This window comes from Caballeronia udeis, assembly GCF_001544555.2.
GTDB lineage: Bacteria > Pseudomonadota > Gammaproteobacteria > Burkholderiales > Burkholderiaceae > Caballeronia > Caballeronia udeis.
Genome location: NZ_FCOK02000008.1, coordinates 86,111 through 101,559, shown reverse-complemented (window position 1 = coordinate 101,559; position 15,449 = coordinate 86,111). Strand labels below are relative to the sequence as shown.

17 protein-coding genes are annotated in these 15,449 nt (G+C 61.9%); 7 read left to right on the top strand and 10 right to left on the bottom strand.

Going from position 1 to position 15,449, the window contains the following annotated elements; translation table 11 throughout:
- The first annotated feature begins 14 nt into the window (after nucleotides 1-14).
- Complete coding sequence (locus AWB69_RS08475) at nucleotides 15-404, top strand: hypothetical protein (RefSeq protein ID WP_062084273.1); 390 nt, start codon at nucleotides 15-17, stop codon at nucleotides 402-404.
- 126 nt (nucleotides 405-530) lie between these two features.
- Here AWB69_RS08475 and AWB69_RS08470 read toward each other — a convergent pair whose 3' ends face one another.
- Entirely contained in the window at nucleotides 531-830 is a 300-nt protein-coding gene (locus tag AWB69_RS08470; RefSeq protein WP_062084270.1) for a superinfection immunity protein, read from the bottom strand.
- Between the two features lie 140 nt (nucleotides 831-970).
- Nucleotides 971-1,141 (bottom strand): hypothetical protein, encoded by a 171-nt coding sequence (locus tag AWB69_RS47540; protein ID WP_156528778.1) that lies wholly within the window; start codon nucleotides 1,139-1,141, stop codon nucleotides 971-973.
- Nucleotides 1,142-1,350: 209 nt separating this feature from the next.
- On the opposite strand from AWB69_RS47540, the gene AWB69_RS08465 reads away from it, so the two are divergent.
- The 3 genes from AWB69_RS08465 (at nucleotide 1,351) to AWB69_RS08455 (ending at nucleotide 3,505) form a co-directional block, all read left to right on the top strand.
- A complete protein-coding gene (locus AWB69_RS08465) occupies nucleotides 1,351-2,166 on the top strand; it encodes an AraC family transcriptional regulator (RefSeq protein WP_062084267.1) in 816 nt (271 codons plus the stop codon).
- Nucleotides 2,167-2,308: 142 nt separating this feature from the next.
- The gene (locus AWB69_RS08460; RefSeq protein WP_062084265.1) at nucleotides 2,309-3,268 is read left to right on the top strand and encodes a quinone oxidoreductase family protein; all 960 of its coding nucleotides are present in this window, start codon (nucleotides 2,309-2,311) and stop codon (nucleotides 3,266-3,268) included.
- Between the two features lie 60 nt (nucleotides 3,269-3,328).
- The gene (locus AWB69_RS08455; protein WP_062084435.1) at nucleotides 3,329-3,505 is read left to right on the top strand and encodes a DUF1427 family protein; all 177 of its coding nucleotides are present in this window, start codon (nucleotides 3,329-3,331) and stop codon (nucleotides 3,503-3,505) included.
- A 56-nt stretch (nucleotides 3,506-3,561) separates the two neighbouring features.
- Here AWB69_RS08455 and AWB69_RS08450 read toward each other — a convergent pair whose 3' ends face one another.
- Together AWB69_RS08450 and AWB69_RS08445 are read right to left on the bottom strand one after the other, a co-directional pair.
- The gene (locus AWB69_RS08450; protein ID WP_062084263.1) at nucleotides 3,562-4,476 is read right to left on the bottom strand and encodes a LysR family transcriptional regulator; all 915 of its coding nucleotides are present in this window, start codon (nucleotides 4,474-4,476) and stop codon (nucleotides 3,562-3,564) included.
- Between the two features lie 227 nt (nucleotides 4,477-4,703).
- The gene (locus AWB69_RS08445; protein WP_062084261.1) at nucleotides 4,704-5,624 is read right to left on the bottom strand and encodes a LysR family transcriptional regulator; all 921 of its coding nucleotides are present in this window, start codon (nucleotides 5,622-5,624) and stop codon (nucleotides 4,704-4,706) included.
- 125 nt (nucleotides 5,625-5,749) lie between these two features.
- On the opposite strand from AWB69_RS08445, the gene AWB69_RS08440 reads away from it, so the two are divergent.
- Nucleotides 5,750-6,499 (top strand): SDR family NAD(P)-dependent oxidoreductase, encoded by a 750-nt coding sequence (locus AWB69_RS08440; protein WP_062084259.1) that lies wholly within the window; start codon nucleotides 5,750-5,752, stop codon nucleotides 6,497-6,499.
- Between the two features lie 51 nt (nucleotides 6,500-6,550).
- Nucleotides 6,551-7,090, top strand: coding sequence for a carboxymuconolactone decarboxylase family protein (locus AWB69_RS08435; RefSeq protein ID WP_062084256.1), 540 nt, complete (start codon nucleotides 6,551-6,553; stop codon nucleotides 7,088-7,090).
- A 163-nt stretch (nucleotides 7,091-7,253) separates the two neighbouring features.
- Here AWB69_RS08435 and AWB69_RS08430 read toward each other — a convergent pair whose 3' ends face one another.
- Entirely contained in the window at nucleotides 7,254-7,703 is a 450-nt protein-coding gene (locus tag AWB69_RS08430) for an ester cyclase (protein WP_062084253.1), read from the bottom strand.
- 357 nt (nucleotides 7,704-8,060) lie between these two features.
- On the opposite strand from AWB69_RS08430, the gene AWB69_RS08425 reads away from it, so the two are divergent.
- Entirely contained in the window at nucleotides 8,061-8,294 is a 234-nt protein-coding gene (locus tag AWB69_RS08425; RefSeq protein WP_062084251.1) for a hypothetical protein, read from the top strand.
- 33 nt (nucleotides 8,295-8,327) lie between these two features.
- On the opposite strand, the gene AWB69_RS08420 is transcribed toward AWB69_RS08425, so the two are convergent.
- The 5 genes from AWB69_RS08420 to AWB69_RS08400 form a co-directional block, all read right to left on the bottom strand.
- Nucleotides 8,328-9,293 carry a D-2-hydroxyacid dehydrogenase gene (locus AWB69_RS08420; protein WP_062084248.1) on the bottom strand — a complete coding sequence of 322 codons (966 nt, stop codon included), beginning with the start codon at nucleotides 9,291-9,293 and terminating at the stop codon, nucleotides 8,328-8,330.
- On the bottom strand, nucleotides 9,286-11,307 hold the full coding sequence (gene tkt, locus AWB69_RS08415) for a transketolase (RefSeq protein ID WP_062084433.1): 2,022 nt from the start codon (nucleotides 11,305-11,307) through the stop codon (nucleotides 9,286-9,288). Before tkt ends, AWB69_RS08420 begins: the two co-directional genes overlap by 8 nt.
- A gap of 214 nt (nucleotides 11,308-11,521) precedes the next feature.
- Nucleotides 11,522-13,381, bottom strand: a complete 1,860-nt coding sequence (locus AWB69_RS08410; RefSeq protein ID WP_062084246.1) for a TRAP transporter large permease — start codon at nucleotides 13,379-13,381, stop codon at nucleotides 11,522-11,524.
- Between the two features lie 4 nt (nucleotides 13,382-13,385).
- The gene (locus AWB69_RS08405; RefSeq protein WP_062084244.1) at nucleotides 13,386-14,429 is read right to left on the bottom strand and encodes a TRAP transporter substrate-binding protein; all 1,044 of its coding nucleotides are present in this window, start codon (nucleotides 14,427-14,429) and stop codon (nucleotides 13,386-13,388) included.
- Nucleotides 14,430-14,605: 176 nt separating this feature from the next.
- Nucleotides 14,606-15,370, bottom strand: coding sequence for an SDR family NAD(P)-dependent oxidoreductase (locus AWB69_RS08400; RefSeq protein WP_062084241.1), 765 nt, complete (start codon nucleotides 15,368-15,370; stop codon nucleotides 14,606-14,608).
- Nucleotides 15,371-15,449 lie beyond the last annotated feature (79 nt).

The following is a 15,449-nucleotide window of genomic DNA, read 5'->3' as shown; positions in this document are numbered from 1 at the left end:
CGCGGAATCGCTCGATGTGGCGGTCCCTCGCGCGTGCGGTCTGGCTACGGCCGGGTACCGTGCATTCCATCCGTATGATGAGCGCGGTCAAGATGCGCAACTTCTATCTTCACGAGAGAGACGTACAGCGTCTCAGCAAGCACTCTGACGTCTTCGAGATCAATGGCCTGCTGCGAGAGCTCACCACCACGATTGCGGAACATGGGTTGGAGTGCGACAGCGAGTACCTGCAAACGGCTTATCATTTTGCAGCGCTCGCGCATGCAGCGCGCTCACTCGGCTATCGGCCTGGCAGCTTCAGCGATATGTTCCGCCGGGAACCGGGGATGGCGCCCAGCGATTTCCGACCGGATGAGACTCTGCGAGATGCAGTGGAAGACAGCGATGCGCCGGCCGCTAACTAATACCCGCGACAAATGCGTCGTACAAATTACGTCGGAAATCCGAAAGCGTGGGTTTGAAAACCACCGGTCGCGGTCGGCACCTCAAGTCGTGCCGTCAGTTCGATGTAATTTTCATACCATAGCGGTTCATCTCGTCCGCCCGGCATCTGCCCGTCTCTGCGCCCGCTCGACAATCGCGGCGACGGTGTTATGAGCTTGTGCGCGCCGCGTTGCCCGGACTGTGCGGGTTACCCGGCCCTGGCTGTCGGGATGAAGCGCCCAGTAAAGCGCTGCGATCCAGCACACCACTGTCCAGCCGAGTAGCGCATTCAGCAGCGCCAACAGCAAGACGTTACGTCGTCCCCTTCGGTCGGCCACGATGGCTGGCAGAAAATACACGATGACTGCAGCGGTAACCGCAAGACCTTCTAAAAGGTAGCGAAACATCTTGACCTCCGGCTCGACATGTTACGTCGAAAGACCAGCCATTAATCCAGCAGATAAAACCAATATTACGATCATCAATATCTAACTTAAATAGATGATCCGCGAAAACATTATTCTTTCCAACGCAAGAATCCCCGGTTTTAGCGGCGGCAGAACGTCCCGGCATGCCATGCATGCAGCAACCCTTGCATGAGGAGAACCACGGCAACTTGCCCCATGTTGAAATCATGTTCCGCCATGAGCTGACCCAGTGCCAACGCAGGTAGGATCACCACCCGATGATAGAGTTGATGCTTCAGGCAGTTGATCATTGCCGGCTCCTGTCGTTCCCAGGCAGCAGTTGCCTGCTGACGTGTTTCGATGAAAGAAGCCTAAGGCATGGTCGAATATTGAAAAATGCGCGCACGGATAACAGATACTTTCCTAAGTCCGAGGTATTGATACGCAAGTACGCGCGCTCCAATCCGCCATTTCTTCAAGCTTTGCTTTTTTCTTCCCGCTCCTTTACAGGCCGATCACCATGCCGAAAGCTGTCCCTCCCGATCTCGATGACGAATCCGGACGAGGCCGATCGCTGGCAAGACGCTATCCGCGCGGCCTTCGCATTGACCCGCACGTTCACGAATGGGCTCAAGTGCTCTACGCGGTCACGGGTGTCATGTGGGTTGAAGTCGGTCGCGAGGCGCTGATTGTCCCGCCGCAGCGAGCGGTCTGGCTGCCGCCCGGAACCGGGCACTCCATCTACATGATGAGCGAGGTTGAAATGCGCAACCTTTATCTGCGAGGACAAGACGTCCAGCACCTGAGCAAGCAGGGCGACGTCTTCGAAATCAACGGTTTGCTAAGGGAACTCATTACGACCATCGCAGAACACGAAAGCGAACGCGACGATGAATACCTGAACGCGGCTTACCATTTAGCCGCACTGGAACTGACTCACGCGCCGCGCTATTCGCTGAGAATTCCGCTGCCGGACAAATCGGACCGTCGTCTCGAGGTACTGTGCCGGGCCGTCATCAGCAATCCCTCTGTCGACATCAGCTTTGAACATCATGCAGCATCCGTGGGTGCAAGCGTGCGCACACTTGCGCGGCTGTTCACGCGTGAGCTGGGCCTCGGATTCGCAGAATGGCGCCGACAGGTCCAGCTCGCGATTGCCTTATCCAAACTGGCGGAAGGTCAAACGGTAAGCTCGGTAGCACGATCCTTGGGCTACTTGCCCAGCAGTTTCAGCGACATGTTTCGCCGCGAACTGGGCACCGCGCCTAGCGAATTCCGTCCGGACGAAACACTGGCCGCCCCGGAGAACGTAACCGTCACGCCCTCGGACCGCTAACGGGAAGCCTCAGCACGTGAGCCCTGGGGTTCATTTTGTCCAAAGTTCGAAAGCACCTGTCTGATCGACCCCTCCGCCAGCTCATACAATCTGGTCATACGCTGCACTTCGCAGCCTGATCCACGATCCAGGAGTGAATGAGATGAAAGCCCTGCAATTCAAGTCGTTCGGCGCCCCTGAAGTGCTTGAGTACATTGATCTGAGCATGCCGGAATGTGATCGCGACAGCGCGATCGTCCAGGTCAGCAGCGCGTCGGTCAACCCGAGTGACGTCAAGAACGTGTCGGGACATTTCGATCACACCACGACACCGCGCATACCTGGACGGGACTTCAGCGGCATGGTCGTCGATGGCCCCGCTGACTGGATCGGTGCAGAAGTCTGGGGCACCGGCGGCGACATCGGCTTTACGCGCGACGGCACCCATGCGGAATTCATCAAGATCCCGGTCGCCGCGTTGGCCCGCAAGCCGGCCACGTTAAGCCATGAAGAGGCTTCCGCCATCGGCGTGAATTTTGTCGTCGCCTGGTTGGGCACGGTCGACTACGCCAAGCTGGCCGAGGGCGAAACCATTGCGGTCATCGGGGCAGGCGGCGGCGTAGGCGGTGCGGTCACGCAGATCGCAAAAGCGCGTGGCTGCCGCGTGATTGGCATCGATCGCAAGGTGCCCGCCGCAGGCTCCCCGGCCAGCTTGCTGATCGACGAATATGTGCCGTTTGATGAACACACCACGCAGCGCGTGCGCGAATTGACGGGTGGCGTCGACGTGGTCTATGACGCTGTTGGCGGTGTCGCTTTCGAAACCGCGCTCAGTCTTGTCCGGCGCCGTGGCCGCGTTGTCGAGATCAGCGCGACCGGAAAGCGCCGCGTCGATTTCGACATCATTGATTTTTATCACAACGAGACGCAGTTGTTCGGCACTGACAGCGCGAAGCTCGGTGTCACCGAGTCCGCGCCGCTCATGGCAGCGCTGGTCGACGGCTTCGAAAGCGGCAAGCTCAAGCCGCCCGTGATCGCGCAGCGCTTCGATCTGCAACATGGCCAGGACGCCTACCGGGCAGTTACGGCGGGCACGCCGGGCCGTGTTGTCATCAACATGTAATGAACGTGGCCGGAATCCAACTGGGGGGCCTTGGTGCCCCCTCCTCAGGGTGACAACATCATGAAAGCCTATCTGCTCTCCCTCCTTCTCGGCGTGGTGGTCGGACTGATCTATCACGTCGTCGGTGTCAAATCACCTGCCCCGCCGACCGTCGCACTTGCCGGATTGCTGGGCATGCTTGCAGGCGAGAATGCTATTACGTTCGTCCGCACCTTGCTGGTTCACGTCACAAGCTGACTGATGCGGCGAGAGCGGTTTCATTGAGTCTCGCCCCGCATTTCTACTCATCACTCTCAAAGGCGCCCGGCGCCGGACACTTCTTCAAAGAACGCAGCGGCGTGCTCGATAAATGCCCTCACCTTGGCCGGCAGCAGCGTTCGTGAGTTGTACGCGAGCCGTATCTCGATCGCTCCATCGACAATATCAAACTCCTCGAGGATGGCTACCAGTTGCCCGGAGGCCAGTTCCGTTTGCGCCAGTGCAACTGGCACCACGCCGATCCCGAACCCCTGCAGCACCATCTCCCGGTTGAAGATCGGATTATTCGAAGCGACCTCGTACATCATCGGGATGGTCAGGTCCTCCTGCCCCACCCGGAAGGTCAGGGAAGGCTTGCGCAATGACGGCGACATCACGACGAACGTGTGTTCGGCCAACTCGGAAGGATGCCGGGGCCGCGAATGCGTCTGCAGATACTGCGGCGCGGCGACAATGCAAAGAGGAATGCGCTCCAGCAACCGTGTGACTGTCGTGTCGCTGCTCAGCATGAAAGGCAACACGACCCCGAGGTCGTAGCCGTCTGCCACCAGATCGACCGGGCGCTCGGTCAGCGTCACGTCGAGACTCACCTTGGGGTGCTTGTGCTTGAAGGTCGAGATCAGCGGCACGAGCCGGTTGACGGTCGCCGTCGTATGGGCGACGAGTCGAAGCACACCGCTCGCCTCGCGCGTCTGCTTTGACGCCTGCGCTTCCAGCGCATCCAGATCGTCGAGGATCCGGGAGCAGCCTTCATAGAAGTGTTCCCCCGCTTCCGTCAGCGAAACCTGCCGCGTGGTGCGGTGAAACAGACGACTGCCCAGACGCTGCTCGAGTCCCGCAATGGCGCGGGACACGACCGGCGCGGTAACACCCAGCATGTCCGCGGCGCGCGTAAAGCTCTTCGCTTCGACGACTGAGCGGAAGACTCGCAAACTCTCAAGATATTCCATACAGGACCTTGGTTAAGTTCATGGGTGCAGCGAATTGCACGGGCGCCCGAATACGTATGCATGGAATCCTGGGGCACCGCAGAACGCTGACGTTGCTCTCAAGTATGCGAGTGTAGAAGAACTCGTTGCGAATTTGGCATGTGCTGCGGGGAGCGTGGGAAGCTGAAGTGGGCCCTGGCGGCCAGGACAGCAACAAGCGAGTTCCGAGCGGCTCTCGCTGTTTCAATTCACCCGCGAGCCATCGCCTTCCCGACATGGTCGGCGAACGCCCTGACCTTTGCCGAATGCCTTCGCTCCAGCGGGCTCACCAGATGGATCGGGATAGGGATCGTTTCCCAGTCCGGCAACATTCGCTGTACTTCGCCACTCGCCAGCTCGTCATCGAACAACCAGGTCGGCGAATATCCGATCCCCATACCTGCAAGAACCGACGCCCGCATGACCTCGCTGCTGTTCGTTTGCAGATTGCCTTCGACGCGAATAATGCGCGTGGTTCCCACCGGATCCACCGCGCCGGGCCCTGCCGTAAAACGCCACGCATTACGCATTGCCAGTTCCGTGTAGACGATACAGTTGTGATCGACCAGGTCGTCGGGAACGCGCGGCGCTTTGGTGCCTTTGGGCAGCGAGCGCACGTAGCTGCGATGCGCCATCAGCATCCGGTAGGCCGTTCCCACGCGGCGTGCGGTCAGGCTGCTGTCCGGCAGATCGCCGATGCGCACCGCGACGTCGATCCCCTGCTCCACGAGATCGATAAACCCGTCGCTCAGGCGCAGGTCGATCTTCACGCCCCGGTGCTCTGCCAGAAATGACTGAACCAATGGCATGAGCTTGAGACGTCCGAAGCCGACCGAAGCGGCGACCCGCAGCCAGCCCGTCAGTTGCTGCTCGCCGCGCTGCAACGCGCCTTCGGCCTCGGCGATCTCCGCAACCAGGCGCCGCGCCTGTTCGAAATAGTGTTCACCTTCTTCTGTCAGTGCGAGCGAACGCGTGGTTCTCGTCAGCAGCCGCGCACCCAGCTCGCGCTCGAGCGCCGCGACCTGTTTGCTCACTGCGCTCTGCGTGGTGTCGGACTCGTGCGCGACCGCGGAAAAACTGCCGGCCTCCACCACGCGCACGAACGTTTTCATTGCCTGTAGCTTGTCCATTTTGCCCAATATATTCCTGATGGGAATTAGTTATATGAGCATACACCGTCTATATCGCGCATCTGGAATCAGTCAAAGTGCAGTCATTGCAAACGCGATGCCAACCCACCTGAAGGAGCACTGTCATGAACCAACCTGTCGTCCTTATCACTGGCGCGCTGACCGGTATCGGCCGCGCTACCGCCCTTGCCTTCGCTCGCGAAGGAAACCGCGTGGTCGTCAGCGGCCGTCGCGAAGAGGCAGGCCAGGCGCTCGCCGCTGAACTGCGCGCCCTCGGCGCCGAAGCCGAATTCATGCGCGCTGACGTTCGTTTCGAAGCTGAAGTGCGCAATGTGGTCGAGCAGACCGTCGCGCGTTTCGGGCGCATCGACGTGGCGGTCAACAACGCCGGCACTGAAGGTCAACTGGCGCCGATCGTCGAGGAGACCGCGACCAACTACGAAGACACGTTCGCGGTCAACGTGCTCGGCACGCTGCTGTCGCTCAAGCACGAGATGCGCGTGATGCTCGCGCAGGGCGCGGGCTCGATCATCAACCTCTCGTCGATAGCGGGTCAGGTCGGTGTTGCAGGCGCGTCGGTCTATGCGGCCAGCAAGCATGCGGTTGAAGGCCTGACGAAGAGCGCGGCGCTCGAAGGAGCGGCTGCAGGCGTGCGCGTCAACGCCGTGGCGCCGGGTCCTGTCGCCACGGAAATGCTCGATCGCTTTGCCGGCGGCACCGAAGAAGGCAAGGCAAGTTTCCTCTCGACAATACCGGCGCGACGCGCCGCAGCCCCGGACGAAATCGCCCAGACGATTGTGTTTCTTGCAAGCGACAAGGCGCGTTACCTCACCGGACAGAACATTGCAGTCGACGGTGCGTACACGGCGCAATGACGCACGTTTTTTCAACCGGCTTTATTCATCTATTTACCAGGGAGCATCACCATGACGACCATCAATGTACCGACACGCGACGAAGTTTCCCCGGCCAACCAGGCCATCTTCGACAAGCTCAAGAGCAGTCTCGGCTCTGTGCCCAACCTGTACGCGACACTGGCTCATTCCGAACATGCGCTCGGCAGCTACCTCGCGTTCCAGAACGCGAAGAGCAGCATCACCGGCAAGGCGCGCGAAATCGTGAACCTGGTCGTGAGCCAGGTCAACGCTTGCGAATATTGTCTGGCGGCACACACCGTGATCGGCAAGATGAATGGCTTCACCGACGAGCAGATCCTCGAGATCCGCAGTGGCCGGGTAAGCTTCGACGCGAAGTTCGACGCACTCGCGCGGCTCGTGACGAACATCACGGTCAACCGCGGGCACGCCGATCAGGCGCTCGTCGATGCGTTCTTCGCGGCGGGCTGGACCAAGGGCAATCTGGTCGACGTGATTGTTGTGATCGGCGACAAGACCGTCACCAACTATCTGCACGGAACGACACGCGTACCGGTGGACTTCCCCGCTGCGCCGCCACTCCCCGCCTGACGCTGAGAGCCGGATAATGCGCGGAACTCACGCCATGCCCGCGGTCGTATCTCGCGGGCATGGCGCGAAGCAGGGTATGCAGGGTAATCAGGTCAGTGCAATGTTTCGAGCCGCCGGGTCCAGAGCGGCGTTGCCGAAGATACCGGAAGCACCGTGCCCCCGTTCAAACCGCTTTGACGAGTCCGATTTGTTGCAGGGCGCTCACGCCGTCGTCCAGGCCGATTTCCTCGATGATCTTGCCGTCTTTGAGGCGGAGCACGGTCGTACCGGTGAAGCGCATTTTCCGGCCAGTCGCAGCCGGCAGCGATCCGATCAGGAAATCGCCGAATGCCGGACCGGTATGTGTGCCGCCACCCTCCCAACGGCCGACTACATAGTCCCCTTCGGCAATGAGGTCGGCGGCGCCCCAGAAGTTGAGGTCGGGGAACGCTTCGCGGAAACCCGTCATGAATGCCTTGATATCCTCGCGGCCACGGCGCGGCTCATGCAGTGAGTAGCGCAGCAGCATGTCGGGAGCAGCAAGTTCGTCGACGATGTCGAGGTTGCAGGTTTCGCCCCAGAAATCGGTGAACCAGCGGCCTACGATGGCCTTGTTGTCGTCTTCTCTGGACATGGTGAATTCCTCATCGATAGGGTTGAAAGAGAGCGGCACGATCGCCTCTCTCTGCCCAGACAATATCGACGTATGCAGTCAGTTGCCCCCCGTTTCTTGCGGCAATACTCGAAGATGTGCCTGCGCATGCGTGCCTCCCGGCTGAGCGTGTCCACGCTGCGATGCATCTGTGCGTTAAGCCCGGTTTTACATTCACAAGGCAACCAGACAGCAAGAAACGGAGTGTTTGCGCCGGCCTGCTGTCACAACCTGATCACTCAATCCCTCAGTAGCGCGGATCAGCGGACAACGTGCGGTGCGTCCTGATCACACGTGTCTCACAGGCGGTCGCCTGCTTTCACCGATTGGAGTTCAATCATGTTGCCACTTCTTTCACTTCATGCTCTCGCAGCCCAACGCGGCGACGGACTGCGCGCCGAACTTCTGGCCCTGTTCGAACGCCATGCCAGAGCAAAGACGGGTCTCTCCGCCGCTATCGAACCTGTCGAAACAGAACCGCTCTACCAGGCAGGAAACATAGACACCGCGGCGGAAAATCGCGGAGGAACTGCGGTCGCCATGCCAGGCACTGCCAATGTTGCCGAGTCGTAGAATTGACCGGCGCCGAAAGCACCGCACACTCAATCAATACGCCCCGTGCACCAGGTTGGTCGCCGCACCGTTCACGAAGTTTTCGATGTTATCCATCAACTGATCCGCCAGACTCTGCTGCGCCTCGTCCGAAGCCCATGCGACATGCGGCGTCAAAATCACATTCGGACGGCCGGCCGCGCGCAACAGCGGATTGTCCGCGGCGGGCGGTTCGCTGGTGGTCACATCGAAACCTGCTCCGCTGATCAAACCTTCGTCGAGCGCTTGCACGAGTGCGCTTTCGTCGACAAGGCCTCCGCGCGCCGTGTTGATGATCAACGGCTTGCGCTTCATCGCGCGAAACTCAGGCATGGCCAGCATGTTGCGCGTTTGTGGTGTGAGCGGGCTGTGCACGGTGATGATGTCGCTGGTCGCGAGCACGTCTTCCCACGGTGTGTAAAGCGGGCCGAGACCGTCCCTGCCCTTGTGAGCGGCGAACATGGGCAGCATGCCGAAGGCCTTGCCGATTTCCGCGACGCGTTGCCCCAACACCCCTTCGCCGATGATGCCAAGCCGCGCGCCGGCCAGATCGTGAATCGCGTGCGTGAAGAAGCAGAATTGCCCGGATTTTTGCCACTCGCCGGCGAGCACATCTTCGCGATAGGCAAGCAGGTTGCGCCGCAGCGCGAGGATCAACGCGAAGGTGTGCTCAGGCACCGTGTTGATCGCATAGCCGCGAATATTGCTCACCGCGATGCCGAGTCGCTGACAGGCCGCCTTGTCGACGCAATCGGTGCCTGTGGCCGCGACCGCGACGAGTTTAAGATCCGGCAACTGCTCCAGCACGTCTTTAGTCAGCGGCACCTTGTTGGTGATCACGATCGCTGCGCCGGCCAGCCGCTCAAGGACCTGCCCGGGTGCAGTGTGATCGTGTTCGATCAACTGGTGATCGAAGCGCGGTTCACGCAAGACGATTTGCGGCGCGAGCGTGGCGCGGTCGAGAAAAACGATTTTATGCATGCTCATCTCCGTCGATGACAGACAGCTGCCGCTTCGCTTCACTGACCACGTGCTGCGCCGTGATGCCGAAGTGCTCATATAAGGTCTCGGCCGAGGCGGAATCACCGAAACCCGTCATGCCGACGAAACCGCCCCGCTCACCCAGATACCGGTCCCAGCCGAAACGCAACGCCGCTTCCACGCCAATGCGCACAGTGTTCAAACCCAGAACTGCGGCGCGATAGCCTGCGTCCTGTTCATCGAAGATTTCCCAGCACGGCATGGACACCACCGCGGTCGCGACGCCTTCGTCTTGCAACCGGCTGCGCGCCTGCAACGCCAGCGCCACTTCGGATCCGGTCGCCAGCAAGGTCACCGCGCGCGGCCCGCCCTCGGCCTCGGCCAGCACGTAAGCGCCGCGACGCGACAACGCCTCGTCGCCATGCGCGCGGCGAACCAGGGGCAACGCCTGACGTGCGAATATCAGCGTGCTTGGCCCTCGTCGATGTTCGAGCGCAAGCGCCCAGCACTCGGCGGCCTCCACGGCATCGGCGGGACGGAGCACGCGCATGTTCGGCATGGCGCGTAGCGAAGCGAGGATCTCAACGGGTTGATGCGTCGGCCCATTTTTGCCGACGCCGATCGAGTCGTGGCTGAATACGAAGTGCACCGGCAAGCCCATCAGGGCGGCCATGCGCATCGCCGGACGCTGGTAGTCCGAGAACGCCAGATAGGTCACGCTGGTCGCGACAATGCCGCCATGCGCGGCCATGCCATTGGCCATTGCTCCCATCAGATGCTCGCGCACGCCACAGTGGACGTAGGCGCCGCTGCGGTCGTCCGCGGTGAAAGCGTGCAGGCGGCGCTTGTGGCCTGTGGGCGCTTCGAGATCCGCACAACCGACCATGCGTTCGGGCAGCAAGGGCGCGAGCAGGTCGCTGATCTCGCCCGACACCGTGATGCCGGGCAGCGGCTCGTCGCGCTCGATTGCGCGCTTGCGGTAGTCGTCGAGTACATCGCGCCAGCCGTCCGGCAACTCGCCGGATTGAACGCGTTCGAATTCGGCGCGCTCGGTGTCGGGCAAAGCAGCGACGCGCGCCTGCCATGCGCTGTGCGCGTGATCGGCGCGCCTCCCGGATGCACGCCATGCAGCAAGGATCTCCGCGGGCATGTGGAAAGGCGCATGCGGCCAGCCAAGCTGTTCGCGGGCTGCATCGGCATCCGCCTGAAACAGCTTGCCGCTATGGCCGCCACGCTGGCCTTGCAGGCGCGCGATGCCACGGCCAATGATCGTCTTGCAGGCAATCATCGACGGCCGCGGATCCTGCCGCGCGATTGTCAGCGCTGCCGATACCGCTTCGAGATCATGACCGTCGACTTCCACGACATGCCAGCCGCCCACCCGAAACCGCGCGCAAACGTCTTCGCTGATGGACAGCGAGGTGCTGCCGTCGTCGGTGATCTGGTTGTCGTCCCAGCAGAGGATCAGTTTGCCCAGCCGCAGATGCCCGGCGAGCGAGATCATCTCCTGGCCGATGCCTTCCTGCAGGCAGCCGTCGCCGACGAACGCATACGTGTAGTGATCGACAAGGCCGCTGCCGAATTTCGCGGCGAGATACGCTTCGGCGACGGCCATGCCAAAAGCGTTGGCGATGCCTTGGCCAAGCGGCCCCGTGGTGGCTTCAATGCCATGCGCCGGCTCGTATTCAGGGTGTCCCGCGCAATGCGAACCGAGCTCGCGGAAGGTCTTGAGCTGATCGAGACTGATCGCCGCATATCCGGTCAGATAGAGCAGCGAATAGAGCAGCAGCGAACCGTGACCGTTGGACAAAACGAAGCGGTCCCGGTCGGGCCATGTCGGATCCGCCGGATTGAACTTCAGATGCCGGGTGAACAGCGCCGTCGCGATTTCGGCCATGCCGAGCGGCACGCCCTGGTGACCTTCGCCGGCACGCAGGATGGCATCGATGGAGAGGAAACGGATCGCGTCGGCCAAAGGCAGTTGGGGCAGAGACGCGGCCTGCAGCGACGGCATGGTCGAAGCAATCGGGACAACAGGATGAACTTCGGTAGTGGACATGACAAAAGGCTCCTCTACGCCGTCCCGGCCAAGCGAGACGGCGGCAATTCAAACGGACCAAACAGATCAAGCGAGATTCAAGCGGAGTCAAACGAGATTCAAACGAACCGGGCGGAAGAGCGACCCGCGAGGCTGCGCTGCGCACGGCGCAGCCTCGCACGTCAAACCGTCAATGCAGGAAACCGGTTGAGATCCACGGCACCGCGGCCACCACGATCAGCCCGACCATCAACGCGGCGATATAGCCCAGGATCGGCTTCATGCCTTCGTCCGGATGGATACGGCTGACCGCGCAAGCCGAGTAGTAGCCCACACCGAACGGCGGTGCGAACAGCCCCACGCCCATCGACAGGATCACGACCATTGCATAGTGCACATCGTGGATGCCCATCTGCCTCGCGATCGGGAACATCAGCGGGCCGAACAGCACGATTGCGGGGATGCCTTCGAGCACACTGCCGAGTATCACGAACACGCATATAGATGCCGCCATGAACATTGCCGCGCCACCCGGCAGTGCGCCCAGGGTCTGCGCGAGCTGCCCTGAGAAGCCGGATTGCGTCAGCGCCCACGCCATGCCGGTCGCCGCGCCGATGATCAGCAGGATCGCGCCGGACAGCGTCGCGGTATCGATCAGCATCGGCTTGAGCCGTCTCCACGCGAACCGGCGATAAATCAGCAGACCGGCCAGCACCGCGTAGACAATCCCGATCGTGGAGACCTCGGTGGCCGTCGCAATCCCTTCGACCACCGCCGCGCGAATCACGAACGGCAACGCAAGCGCCGGAAACGCGATCACCAGCTTGCGCAGAATCTCGCCGCGGGTCGCGCGCTTGACGCTCGACATGTCCTCGCGCCGGTAACGCCACTGCACCACGATGCACAGGGTAATTGCCAGCACGATCCCCGGCAGCATGCCGCCGGTGAAGAGCGCGGAGATCGACACGCCGGTCACCGAGCCGAGCGTGATCAGCACCAGACTTGGGGGAATGGTCTCGGTCTGCGCACCCGTCGCCGCCAGCAGCGCGACCAGGTCACCGGGCTTCGCGCCGCGCGCTTTCATCTCCGGAAACAGCACCGGCGCGACCGCCGCCATGTCCGCGGCTTTCGAACCCGAGATACCCGACACCAGATACATCGCGCTGACCAGCACGTACGAGAGACCGCCGCGCACATGACCCAGCAAACTCGCGAGGAACGCGATCATCGCCGCGGCCATGCCGGTCATCTCGATCAACTGCCCGAGAAACACGAAGAGCGGCACGGACAGCAGGATCAGGTGCGACATGCCCTCGTCCATCCGCCCGACCACCACCGTCATAGGCGTGCTCGTGGTGAGCGCGAGATAGCCGAACGTAGCCAGTCCGAACGAGAACGCGATCGGCACGCCGCTGAACACGCACAACGCCACCAGCCCGACGAAGAAGATCAGCAGGTTGATATTGCCAAGGTCGCGCAACAGCGGACCGAGCAGGACGAAACCACCGACCACTGCGCCGACCGTCGCGATGGCGGCGAGCGTCAGACGCCAGTTGGCTACACGCACCAATCGCACCAGGGCAACCAGCAGCATGAGCGCCGAGCCGACCGGCAACGCGGCCGCCCGCCACGCGTTGGACAGTTCGAGCGCGGGGGTGGTGATGAACGCCTCGTCCTGCGCGAAGCTGACGGCCGGGCCGATCACCATCGCGAGGAATGCGATGGGCGCGGCGATGGCGATCACGTCGAGAAAAGCGCGCACGCCCGGCGGCGCCATGCCGACCAGCGCCGTCATCCGCATATGCTCGCCGCGCCGCAGCGCCATCACGGCACCCAGCATGGCGAGCCACAGGAACAGCATGGATGCGAGTTCATCGGACCACACGAGCGGCGCGTGCAGCAGATAACGGCTCGTCACGCCGGCCAGCAGCACGACGATTTCCGCGAGCACCAGCAACGCCGCGGGAATCTCCACCAGGTGGCCGAGCGCGGTGTCTAGCGCACAGGCAAAGCGATGCTGCCGCTCCTGCGAATAAGAGATCGAGATCATCGCATTACCCCAGTTTTCCGACGGACTTCTCCAGCAAGCCCCACGCTTCATCACCGTACTTGGCTTTCCAGTCGTGATAGAAGCTCGTCTTCGCCAGCGTGCCGCGGAAGGCCTCGCGGTCGACATCGATAAAGGTGATGCCCTTCGACTTCAGGTCGTCGCGCAACGACAGGCTCAGCTTCGCGATATCCGCGCGTTGCAGCATGGCGGCCTTCTCGAACTCGCGCGTGACGATTGCACGGATGTCGGCCGGCAAGCGCTCCCATGCGGTGCGGTTGCCGAGAATCCAGTAACCGTCCCACACGTGCGATGTCAGGCTGATGTACTTCTGCACTTCGTAGAGCTTGGCCGTTGCAATGATTGGCAGCGGATTTTCCTGACCTTCCACCACGCCGGTTTGCAACGCCGAATACAGCTCGTTGAAGTTGATTGGTGCAGGGCCGGCGTCGAGCGCCTTGAACAATGAGGTGAGCATCGGCGCTTGCGGCACGCGGATCTTGAAGCCCTTCAGATCGGCCGGCGCGCGCAACGCCTTGGTGGACGAGCTGATCTGCCGGAAACCGTTATCCCACACCTTGCTCACCGACACGATGCCCGACTTGCCGATCTGCGCACGGATGTAGTTGCCGAGATCCCCGTCCATCGCCTTCCAGACCGCGTCGTAATCCTTGAACGCGAAGCCGGTATTGACGATGCCCGCAGCAGGCGTGAGCGTTGCCAGAATCGACGACGCCTGGTTGAAGAACTCCACGCCGCCATTGCGCACCTGCGACAGCAGATCGGTGTCCGAGCCGAGCTGGTTCTGCGGAAAGAGCTTGATATCGAGGCGGCCGTTGGTCGCCTCGCGGATGTGATTGATCGCCTCCTGGGCGCGGATGTTGACCGGATGGGTCGGGTCCTGGCCGGTTGCGAGCTTGTACGAAAACTCGGGGGCCGCCATCGCGCTGCGCGAGATGCTCCATAGCGGCGCGGCGGCGGACAAGGCCGCACCGGCCTTCAGAAAGGTGCGGCGGCTGATGCCCTTCGGGGCGTTGGAACGGCTAGTCATGGTGTCTTCCTCCAATATGGCGTGTCGTTATAGTTTTCGAATCTGAAGCGCGGCGGCTGCACGTGTCGCGCGCCGCGCCTGTCTGTTCTCTACTACAGGGTCTCCATCGCCGCCGTCAGCCTCCCGCCAGACGGCCCGTCCTGCCGGACCTGGATGAGCGCTGAATCAGCCGTGGCTCATCCATGAATCAGCATGCCGCCGTTCACGTCGATCACCGCGCCGGTAATGTACGACGACAGGCTCGACGCGAGGAACAGGAACGCGCCGGCCACGTCGTCGGGCACGCCAAGCCGGTTGAGCGGAATGCCGGCGAGAATTTCGACACGCTTGTCGTCGCTGATCTTGCCGGCGTTGATGTCGGTCTGAATCAGGCCCGGTGTCACGCAGTTCACGCGAATTCCGTCGTTGCCGAGTTCGCGCGCCATCGCTTTCGCCAGACCGAGCACCCCGGCCTTCGCCGCCGAGTAATGCGGACCGCCGAGAATGCCGCCGCCGCGCTGGGCGGACACCGACGACATGCAGCCGATCGAACCGCTCTTCTGTTTCTTCATCTGGGGAACGACCGCTTGCGACAGGTACAACACGCCACGCAGGTTGACGTCGAGAATCCGGTCCCAGCTTTCCGGGTCGATCTCAAGCAGCTTGGCGGCCTGGGTAATCCCCGCGTTGTTGATCAGGATATCGATCGAACCGAAATCGGCGACGGTGCGTTCGACGGCAGCCTGGCATGCGCCACGGTCGGTGACGTTGCACACATAACCACGATGCTCCGGTCCGATTGACGCGGCAGCTTCCACCGCGGCGTGTTCGTCGAGATCGAAGATGGCGATGCGAGCGCCGTGCGCCGCGAACATGCGGGCGGTCGCCATGCCGATGCCGCGCGGCGACGCGCCGCCGGAAATGACGGCCACCTTGCCGTCGAGAAGACGTGACTCTGACATGATGCGGATCTCCTGAGTGTGATGCTTATGGTTTGCTACGGGGTTGGCTATCGGTAACTACGCGTGTGTGTGCGGTGCC

What these genes read in the sequence shown, in the direction of transcription:
- AWB69_RS08405 (WP_062084244.1), bottom strand. Translation starts at nt 14,429, where the DNA reads ATGACTAGCCGTTCCAACGCCCCGAAGGGCATCAGCCGCCGCACCTTT.
- AWB69_RS08435 (WP_062084256.1), top strand. Translation starts at nt 6,551, where the DNA reads ATGACGACCATCAATGTACCGACACGCGACGAAGTTTCCCCGGCCAAC.
- AWB69_RS08460 (WP_062084265.1), top strand. Translation starts at nt 2,309, where the DNA reads ATGAAAGCCCTGCAATTCAAGTCGTTCGGCGCCCCTGAAGTGCTTGAG.
- AWB69_RS08475 (WP_062084273.1), top strand. Translation starts at nt 15, where the DNA reads ATGTGGCGGTCCCTCGCGCGTGCGGTCTGGCTACGGCCGGGTACCGTG.
- AWB69_RS08470 (WP_062084270.1), bottom strand. Translation starts at nt 830, where the DNA reads ATGTTTCGCTACCTTTTAGAAGGTCTTGCGGTTACCGCTGCAGTCATC.
- AWB69_RS08445 (WP_062084261.1), bottom strand. Translation starts at nt 5,624, where the DNA reads ATGGACAAGCTACAGGCAATGAAAACGTTCGTGCGCGTGGTGGAGGCC.
- AWB69_RS47540 (WP_156528778.1), bottom strand. Translation starts at nt 1,141, where the DNA reads ATGATCAACTGCCTGAAGCATCAACTCTATCATCGGGTGGTGATCCTA.
- AWB69_RS08430 (WP_062084253.1), bottom strand. Translation starts at nt 7,703, where the DNA reads ATGTCCAGAGAAGACGACAACAAGGCCATCGTAGGCCGCTGGTTCACC.
- AWB69_RS08450 (WP_062084263.1), bottom strand. Translation starts at nt 4,476, where the DNA reads ATGGAATATCTTGAGAGTTTGCGAGTCTTCCGCTCAGTCGTCGAAGCG.
- AWB69_RS08440 (WP_062084259.1), top strand. Translation starts at nt 5,750, where the DNA reads ATGAACCAACCTGTCGTCCTTATCACTGGCGCGCTGACCGGTATCGGC.
- AWB69_RS08400 (WP_062084241.1), bottom strand. Translation starts at nt 15,370, where the DNA reads ATGTCAGAGTCACGTCTTCTCGACGGCAAGGTGGCCGTCATTTCCGGC.
- AWB69_RS08410 (WP_062084246.1), bottom strand. Translation starts at nt 13,381, where the DNA reads ATGATCTCGATCTCTTATTCGCAGGAGCGGCAGCATCGCTTTGCCTGT.
- AWB69_RS08465 (WP_062084267.1), top strand. Translation starts at nt 1,351, where the DNA reads ATGCCGAAAGCTGTCCCTCCCGATCTCGATGACGAATCCGGACGAGGC.
- AWB69_RS08420 (WP_062084248.1), bottom strand. Translation starts at nt 9,293, where the DNA reads ATGCATAAAATCGTTTTTCTCGACCGCGCCACGCTCGCGCCGCAAATC.
- tkt (WP_062084433.1), bottom strand. Translation starts at nt 11,307, where the DNA reads ATGCCGTCGCTGCAGGCCGCGTCTCTGCCCCAACTGCCTTTGGCCGAC.
- AWB69_RS08455 (WP_062084435.1), top strand. Translation starts at nt 3,329, where the DNA reads ATGAAAGCCTATCTGCTCTCCCTCCTTCTCGGCGTGGTGGTCGGACTG.
- AWB69_RS08425 (WP_062084251.1), top strand. Translation starts at nt 8,061, where the DNA reads ATGTTGCCACTTCTTTCACTTCATGCTCTCGCAGCCCAACGCGGCGAC.